This window comes from Sphingobium sp. KKT206 (assembly GCF_055640555.1).
In genome coordinates this window covers 244,467-252,362 of record NZ_JBVMWC010000003.1, presented here as the reverse complement: position 1 = coordinate 252,362, position 7,896 = coordinate 244,467, and the positions used below count along the sequence as shown (strand labels likewise).

Annotated in this window: 10 protein-coding genes and 2 pseudogenes; 5 read left to right on the top strand and 7 right to left on the bottom strand. The window is 61.0% G+C overall.

Features of this window, described 5'->3' with window-relative positions; genetic code table 11:
- Window positions 1-24 precede the first annotated feature (24 nt).
- From ACZ2HM_RS24340 to ACZ2HM_RS24330, 3 genes are all read right to left on the bottom strand, one after another.
- A complete protein-coding gene (locus ACZ2HM_RS24340) occupies window positions 25-669 on the bottom strand; it encodes a transporter (protein WP_234780563.1) in 645 nt (214 codons plus the stop codon).
- A 155-nt stretch (window positions 670-824) separates the two neighbouring features.
- Entirely contained in the window at window positions 825-1,082 is a 258-nt protein-coding gene (locus tag ACZ2HM_RS24335; protein WP_139797613.1) for a hypothetical protein, read from the bottom strand.
- Between the two features lie 429 nt (window positions 1,083-1,511).
- Entirely contained in the window at window positions 1,512-1,964 is a 453-nt protein-coding gene (locus ACZ2HM_RS24330) for a LysR family transcriptional regulator (protein ID WP_080993748.1), read from the bottom strand.
- Here ACZ2HM_RS24330 and ACZ2HM_RS24325 point away from each other — a divergent pair.
- On the top strand, window positions 1,955-2,224 hold the full coding sequence (locus tag ACZ2HM_RS24325; RefSeq protein ID WP_125723807.1) for a hypothetical protein: 270 nt from the start codon (window positions 1,955-1,957) through the stop codon (window positions 2,222-2,224). The two genes, ACZ2HM_RS24330 and ACZ2HM_RS24325, sit on opposite strands and share 10 nt — an antisense overlap.
- A 156-nt stretch (window positions 2,225-2,380) precedes the next feature.
- Entirely contained in the window at window positions 2,381-3,340 is a 960-nt protein-coding gene (locus ACZ2HM_RS24320; RefSeq protein WP_030540911.1) for a quinone oxidoreductase family protein, read from the top strand.
- Between the two features lie 38 nt (window positions 3,341-3,378).
- Here the strand turns inward: ACZ2HM_RS24320 and ACZ2HM_RS24315 are convergent.
- Window positions 3,379-3,954 (bottom strand): annotated as a pseudogene (locus tag ACZ2HM_RS24315) (SDR family NAD(P)-dependent oxidoreductase); the annotation flags it as partial.
- 260 nt (window positions 3,955-4,214) lie between these two features.
- Between ACZ2HM_RS24315 and ACZ2HM_RS24310 the strand changes: the two are divergent.
- Window positions 4,215-5,672 (top strand): multicopper oxidase family protein, encoded by a 1,458-nt coding sequence (locus ACZ2HM_RS24310; protein ID WP_037555777.1) that lies wholly within the window; start codon window positions 4,215-4,217, stop codon window positions 5,670-5,672.
- Between the two features lie 27 nt (window positions 5,673-5,699).
- Entirely contained in the window at window positions 5,700-6,284 is a 585-nt protein-coding gene (locus ACZ2HM_RS24305) for a DsrE family protein (protein ID WP_004213260.1), read from the top strand.
- Window positions 6,285-6,300: 16 nt separating this feature from the next.
- Here ACZ2HM_RS24305 and ACZ2HM_RS24300 read toward each other — a convergent pair whose 3' ends face one another.
- A complete protein-coding gene (locus tag ACZ2HM_RS24300; protein WP_004213258.1) occupies window positions 6,301-6,522 on the bottom strand; it encodes a GDCCVxC domain-containing (seleno)protein in 222 nt (73 codons plus the stop codon).
- Window positions 6,522-6,938, bottom strand: a complete 417-nt coding sequence (locus ACZ2HM_RS24295) for a mercuric transporter MerT family protein (RefSeq protein ID WP_004213257.1) — start codon at window positions 6,936-6,938, stop codon at window positions 6,522-6,524. Before ACZ2HM_RS24295 ends, ACZ2HM_RS24300 begins: the two co-directional genes overlap by 1 nt.
- A 63-nt stretch (window positions 6,939-7,001) precedes the next feature.
- Between ACZ2HM_RS24295 and ACZ2HM_RS24290 the strand changes: the two are divergent.
- Window positions 7,002-7,133 (top strand): annotated as a pseudogene (locus tag ACZ2HM_RS24290) (MerR family DNA-binding transcriptional regulator); the annotation flags it as partial.
- A gap of 62 nt (window positions 7,134-7,195) precedes the next feature.
- Here ACZ2HM_RS24290 and ACZ2HM_RS24285 read toward each other — a convergent pair.
- A complete protein-coding gene (locus ACZ2HM_RS24285; RefSeq protein WP_004213255.1) occupies window positions 7,196-7,756 on the bottom strand; it encodes a recombinase family protein in 561 nt (186 codons plus the stop codon).
- Window positions 7,757-7,896 lie beyond the last annotated feature (140 nt).

Below are 7,896 nucleotides of genomic sequence, written 5' to 3'. Positions count from 1 at the left end.
GTCTTTGTTCTTTCTCTCAAATACTTAGAAGACCTTCAGAAGACGCAAATTGAGGCGGTTCGATTCCCGAAATCCGCTCCTCACCGAAATGTCGCGGCCGTAGGTGGCGAGCAATTGCACGGTCTTCGCCGGAAACCAGGCCATTCCGACATTGCCCTTCCAATTGCTCGCTTGATCCTGCTGCCTGATGCCATCGATCCTCGTCTCGCCACCCGTGACGAACGAGCCGCCGACGCGGAAATCGAGGTTCGGCTTGAGCTGATAACGGGCGAAAGCCTGGAACTGCCCGCTTGCGGATTGCGTCAGACGCGCGGAAGACGAGCCGAAGTCGTTATTCTTGCCATAGAAGGTCACGTCGCCGACGAGGTCGATCGAGATCTTGGGCGTGACCCCCTTAACGAAGCCGCCCTGGAGCACGAACTTCCAACGGTTCTCGCCCAGGTTCAGGGGGCGGGTGCGATCATATGATCCTGTCGGCACATAGACGAATGGCGTGATACCGAAATAGGTATTGCTCTTGGGCTTGTTCACCAGCCAAACGGTGGCTGCGAGGATAAGATCGCCGGCCGCGCCGCCGCTTTTACCCAAAGCGTGCGTATCGCCCTTCCCTTCCAGCTGACCGAGCGGAAGCAGAAACTGCGGGTCGACCGTCAGGCCGGCAATGTCCATATAGTGAACGCCGCGCAGAATGAATACGGTCGAGTCCAAATCCGGGATCACCCGGCTGCTTGTCGCCCTTGGCATAGATGGCGTCGCGCTCGGCAAATTGCGCATAGACAATGGCCAGATTGGATCCCGGCGGCAGTGCGACATAGTCGCCGGCATCAACGTCGGTCGCCCATGCCGCCGTGCTGGCCATCGGCGTACACAACGCAACGCCTCCCCACAGGGCCGCCTTCAATGGCGTCGCGCTCGGCAAATTGCGCATAGACAATGGCCAGATTGGATCCCGGCGGCAGTGCGACATAGTCGCCGGCATCAACGTCGGTCGCCCATGCCGCCGTGCTGGCCATCGGCGTACACAACGCAACGCCTCCCCACAGGGCCGCCTTCAAAAGCGAACCTTTATTGAGATTACCCATTATCCTCTCCCTCCATTATATCATAGTTGGTAACCCCTAAGCACAAAGCGTGCCAAATCGGAGATTGTCCAATCTGCTGGAAAATGACCACGGTTGGGGGAACGCGTCTCAGCTAACTGTAACGAAATAGAACAGGTGTATTCGGACACCCGTATCGTCAGGTTTCACCTTGGCAGATGGATCAAACCGAGAGCTTCGGCATCCAGGCCGATCAAAACAGGATTGCTATCTCTCCTGTCATATTTGCGAGGAGCCATCCGCCGATATTCCGCCCGACAAGCAGCACGTCGGACGCGAGCCAAGGCAATTTCGGACTGGCGTGAGCAAATCTTGTTGTTCGGCCAGAGGCTTTCGCAATGGAGATCACGACCACCCACGCGTAGGCCGTTTCTCGACCCCTTGCCGCAGGTCGAGGAACGGACCTATGGATCAGCAAAATGCGCGGACCATTGCGCTCGTGATGGACCTGGACCCACGGACGTGATTATCGATACCTTTTCGTTCGGCATCATCAGCGAAGGCGACGTCGAGCGTTCCCATGGCCACGTTATGGCTTGTCCTACTCGTCGTATCTTCCGTGAGGGTGATGTTCACCGATGGAAATAGAGCTTTAAACTGACGCAGCACATCACCAAACAACCCGCCGGTGCGCGATGATGTAACTCCGATGCGGACTTGCCCCGCCTCCCCACTGTCGACAGCAACTGCGTAACGAGCGGCGAGATCTAATTGCTGGGCGCCGGCCATTGCCCGTTCCAAGAAGGCAGCGCCTGCCGTTGTGGGCGAAACACCAATTCGACTTCGCTTGAACAGGGGAACGCCTAATCGGTGCTCAAGATGCTGAATGCGTCGGCTGAGTGACGATTGGGACAATGCCAGCATCTCTCTCGCTCATCGAAACTGCCAGTTTCCGCCGCCGCGATCGCGCAGCGCAGATTTCGCAGATCCAAGATCATATTCGGCAAACATCACTCCCCCATGCCAATATCCGCTTCGGACGGCCGCGTTTTGTGCCGGAGTTTGGCGTTGCCAACACCGTCTCGGTAGTCCCGCGTCCTGAAAACTCCGTCGCCGATAGGGGAACACTGATGACAGCAGCTGCGCACGCTGAGGAAGCACCTAACTCCACCGATGGCGATTGATGTCGGCGGCAGCGCTCCTGATTATGCAACACAGATGCACGTTCGCCGATGCTACCGGATCGTGATCGGCAGTGCCACATGCAGATAAATTTGCGTTCCGGTCCCAGCAATTCCTACGCAACCGCCTCGGTCCGTCGCGCATCGAAAGGAACGACGATGAAAGCGGCTGTCTACGATCATAACGGTCCACCGGAAGTCCTTCGCTACACGGACGTGCCCGACCCCAAAATTCGTTCGCGGGATGTCCTGATCCAGGTCGAGGCGATATCCGTTGAGGGCGGAGACCTGATCAACCGTCGCAGTTCGCCGCCGGGGCACCCCGCATATGTCGTCGGCTATGCCGCAGCGGGCACGGTGGTGGCGATCGGTGACGCGGTCACGGACCGCAAGCCCGGCGACCGAGTTACCTCATGGGGCTTGGATGGATCCCACGCCCAACTCCGCGCAGTTCCGACAGATCAGACTTGGCTGCTGCCCGCAGGCGCAGGCGTAGCAGAAGCCGCGGCGATCCCGATCGGCTTCGGAACTGCCCATCATTGCCTGTTCGCGAGAGGGCGGCTCTCAAGCGGAAGCTCCGTCCTCATCCAAGGTGCAGCGGGGGGTGTCGGGGTCGCGGCAGTACAGCTCGCCCGCCAGGCCGGCGCGACCGTAATCGCCGTCGCTAGCGGTGAGGATCGCGTCCGCAGCGTCATCGAGCTCGGTGCATCGCGTGTAATCGACCATAACGTCGAATCGGTCGTGGACGTGGTCCGTGACCTCACCGGCGGCCGAGGCGTTGACCTCATCGTCGATCCGGTAGGTTCCACCTTGGCGACATCCCTCGCCGCGCTCCGCGACGAAGGAGTCTTGGTGTCCGTGGGCAATGCCGGCGGCGGGGCTCTGACAGTGGATTTTTGGCCAGCGGTGCAGCGAAATCAAACGGTCATCGGCGTATTCATGGGAACCGTCCTGTCACGTGCAGCGGTGCGCCAAACCATCGACATGATGCTCGCCGACGTTGCGAAAGGCAGTCTCACCGTGCCAATCGACAGAAGGTTTCCGCTCGCCGAGGCAGGGGCCGCCCATCGGTATGCCGAGGACAACAAGGTCCTCGGCCGTATCGTGCTGATCCCCTGACGCCGATTTCGCGCCCAACCGCTACCGAGCGCCCGCTGTCAGGCGATCGCGCCCGCGTCGGCGGTCAAGGTGGCGCCTGTAATTACACTCGCCGCGGGACTTGATAGAAACACGACCGCATTCGCGATTTCACTCGGCTTGGCGAAGCGGCCCAGAGACGTCAAACTCCGTTGGAAATCTGCCGCCGGGCCGTCTGCGGGGTTCGCGTCAGTATCCACAGATCCGGGCTGCACGAGGTTCACGGTGATGCCCTGCGGCCCGAGTTCACGTGACAACCCGCGAGTGAAGGACGTAAGCGCGGCCTTGGACATCGCATAGGCCGTTACGCCCGGAAATGGGACGCGTTCGCCGAGCCCCGACCCAATCGAGATTATGCGCCCCCCAGCGGAGAGATGCGGAATGGCGGCCTTCGCGAATAGCACTGGTGCTCGCACGTTGACGTCCATCAGCTTCTGATACTCGGCCACATCGAGGTCGGCGATCAGACCGGAATGGCCGATCGCCGCGCTATTGACGAGAATATCAAGACCACCGAGCGCCGAGACGGCCTCGCTCACGGCGCGCGTGATCGCATCCGGGTCTGCGCTATCGGCCTGTATCGTTCGCGTCTGCCGCCACAGATCAATCTGAGGCCGACACTAATTGAGATGGGGGCTGGCCTCAGAAACCTGACGACTGCGGTCCGCAGGCTCATCGGAGGTCAGCCCTTGTTGTTGCAGTGGCGATGAGTCATGAAAGTCATGCATCAGCGTGTAGGTCCGGTCCCTTGCGGGATCGGCACGGGCACACCGAATTTTCGACTAGTCGAGGCGAATTACATACCCCTATTAACGGCTCCACTCCCACCGTGTCTTGTTGCAACATATTGATTAGTATGCCGATTTTCGAGAACGCCGATAGGTCCACAACCACCGCTTGCTCGCGCTCCACGCCGGGCCTCGGCGGGGGAGGTGCAAACCCGCTTCCGATGCCGCCGCTGTTGGACGCACGGCCTGGCCGCTCATTCGCGCTACGGGTCCAGTCCGGAACGACTTCATTTTATCCAGGCCGGCCGAGTGACACGCTCGGGTATAATGGCAGCTATCTCGGACCGACGATCAGGGTGCGCCGTGGCGACGACGTGGCGGCTGTCGTGACCAACGGGCTCAACGCGGACACGACTGTGCATTGGCACGGGCTTCTGATCCCCGGAGAGCTGGATGGCGGCCCCCATCAGATCATCGCGCCGGGCGCGACCTGGCGGCCCACGCTCCCGATCCGGCAGCCCGCAGCGACCCTCCTTTATCACTCACACGTCCATGGGTTGACGGCCGAGCAAGTCTATTCGGGCCTGGCTGGGGCGTTGCTGGTAACCGACGACGAAGAGCAGGGCCTGGGGCTCCCGTCAGAATATGGCGTGGACGATCTGCCCCTGCTCATCCAGGATCGCCAGTTCGAAAATGGTCGCCTTGTCATGCCAGGCGGCATGATGGTCGCCATGCAGGGCCGGCGCGGCGACACGATCCTTGTGAACGGCGCGGTGAATCCGCTGGCGGCGGTGCCAAATCGGTTGGTTCGCCTGCGGCTCGTCAACGCATCGAACGCGCGGATTTATGAGCTGTCGTTTTCCGATCGGCGGAGCTTTCACTGGATCGGAACCGAAGGGGGGCTGCTCGAACACGCAGTGGCATTGGAAGCCATAACCTTGGCGCCGGGCCAACGTGCCGAGCTTCTCGTGGACTTCACGGACGGTAGGTCCGCCTCGCTGGTGACGGCGGCTGATACCAACAGCTCGATGATGGGCGGCATGGGTATGATGGGGCGTGGCGCCCGAAGGACCGATGCCGCGGCACCAGCGACCGTGCTGCGGTTTGAACCACGGCCGTTGGGACAGGCTCGTGCCAGCGGCGTCGTGCCGACCCTTCTGGCATCACGAACTGGGCCCGACGCCAGCAAGGCGGTGCGCCGTCGCCGTCTGAGCCTCAACATGGGCATGGGCGGCATGATGGGCTCAGGAAGCGGCGGTGGCGGCCTTACGATCAATGGCAAGCCATTCGACATGAATCGCATCGATGAGACGGTGAAGCTAGGCTCCACCGAAATATGGGAGGTGTCTGGCGAAATGATGCGCCACCCGATCCATATTCACGGCGTCCACTTTGATGTTCTCACCCGCGGTGGCGGGCAGCCCGATGTTCTCGACCAGGGGCCGCGCGACACGGTCCTCGTCAAGGAACCGGTGGAGCTTCTCATCCGATTTGATCAGCCGGCCAAGAGCGCTCCCTTCATGTATCACTGCCATATCCTTGAACATGAGGATAATGGAATGATGGGCCAGTTCAGTGTTGCGTAGGCGTAGGCTCCCACTTCTGGAGAGTTTATGCAGCGCCTACCGTCCAACAGGAGAGCAAGGTTGCCAAAAAGAGCTTTCGCCACATTTCTGCTCGCGGCAACGATGCTGACCGGCGGCACCTCGCTAGCTGCACAGGATAATCTGGTTTATCCCGTAATACCGGGATTTGGCGGGATCGTGGCCGTGCCCAGTGCTGCCGAGCGGCCCGATCCCAAGCTTCGCTACCGCGTCTTGTTCAATGTCACCAAGGCCGCAAGCTCTCCCGACAAAGTGAATCCCAGCCTTGAGAAGGTCGCGCGCTTCGTGAACCTGCTAGGCGCGGACAAGGTCCATCCGGCTGGTGACATCGCCGTCATCATTCATGGTCCCGCGACCCCGCTCGTCCTGCAGAACGCGCCATATGCGGCGCGTATGAAGGTAGCGGCCAACCCGAACGCTGCGCTGATTGCCGCTCTCCAGAAAGCCGGTGTTTCAATCCGCGTTTGCAGTCAGGCCATGGTCGGAAATGAGATCATGCCGAACCAAGTGGCTTCGGGCGTTGAGATCGATGATTCGGCGCTTACAACCTTGGCGAATCTACAAATCCGGGGTTACGCGCTCATCCCGGATTGAAAGGTGCGATACCCCCTCACCCGCAGCAGCCCGCCACGGTCCCGTTCGCCTTCGCCTCCTGAATCGGAGGGCATGGGACATCGCCGAACGAGCAGAACACGCAGCAGTCGCCGGCCAGGGGCCGCAGCACCGCCGCGCAATGTCGGCAATCATAGAAGAACTGGCAGGCGTTGGTGGGCATCGTCTCGGTCGCGACACCGCCGCACTCGGGACAGGTCAGCGTGGAGGTGAGCTGCATCAGGAAAGCGCCTTTATAAGCGGCGCTTCAATGCGATCCCATATCAGCGCGGTCAGCGTCAGGGTCGTGCCGATCGTGAGCATGATCGGAGTTGCGCGGGACGGTAGGGTCACGGTGCAGGACCGATCCGCAGCGCAGGTCCTCCGACGCCGCACATACGCCCACCACCCGGCAGCCAGGCCGACGAGGGAAAGCGCCGTCAGGGCCCAGCGCAGAGGCATCAGCGCGGCGAAGGTGCTCGACAGGCCCGCCCCCACGCCCAGCGCCGCCAGCGCGAGCGGCAAGACGCAGCAGGATGCGGCGGCTAGGACCGCGCCGAAGCTCGCCAGCGCACCCAGGGCGGATAGCCCCGCGTCGGCGCGGCGTGGCGATGCGGAAGCGGCCAGGGTTTCGTGCGGCAAAATCCTTTTATTCATCAGTCGTCTCCGGCGGAATAACCCCCTAATGCCTCCTGTAGCGGCTACAGGAGCAAGCGAATTATGAGGGATGAGAAAGGCCTAGCTATCGGCGAGTTGTCGCGCCGAACCGGCGTGAACATCGAGACGATCCGCTATTTCGAGCGCGTCGGCATTGTGGCGACCCCACCCCGCACGAGCGGGGGCCGGCGAGTAGGCGTCACCTCAAGCTTTGTACGCTGAACAACGATTTTCCGGACATAATGTGAACATTGGTGTCAGGCAGCGGCGCGAAGGTACTGGTAGAGGGTTTCGCGGCTGATGCCCATGTCGCGCGCGATGGTCGCCTTGCGTTCACCGGCGGCAACGCGGCGGTGCAGATCGGCAATCATCTCATCCGAGAGCGACCGTTTCCGCCCCCGATAGGCGCCGCGCTGCCGAGCGATCGCAATGCCTTCGCGTTGCCGTTCGCGGATCAGGGCGCGCTCGAACTCAGCAAACGCACCCATGACCGAGAGCATCAGATTGGCCATCGGGGAGTCCTCCCCCGAGAAGGACAGGCTTTCCTTCTCAAACTCGATCCGGATACCTCGCTTGGTGAGGCCCTGGACCAGCTTGCGCAGGTCATCCAGATTGCGGGCCAACCGATCCATGCTGTGGACGACGACGGTATCGCCTTCGCGGGCGAAAGTGAGCAGAGCCTCAAGCTGGGGGCGGTTGACGTCCTTGCCCGATGCCTTGTCGGTGAAGGTCCGATCGAGCGACTGACCTTCCAATTGGCGATCCACATTCTGATCGAACGTGCTGACCCGGACATAGCCGATCCGTTGCCCCTTCACTGCGCACTCTCTCCATCAAAATGTCAGGTTGAAATCTATGATACGCAACGACATTCGTCAACAAATTCCGTTTAGTACCCTAATCTGACAGAAACCGCGGTAGCGCCCTGACGTCCGGTTAGGCTATACTCCAGATTGAC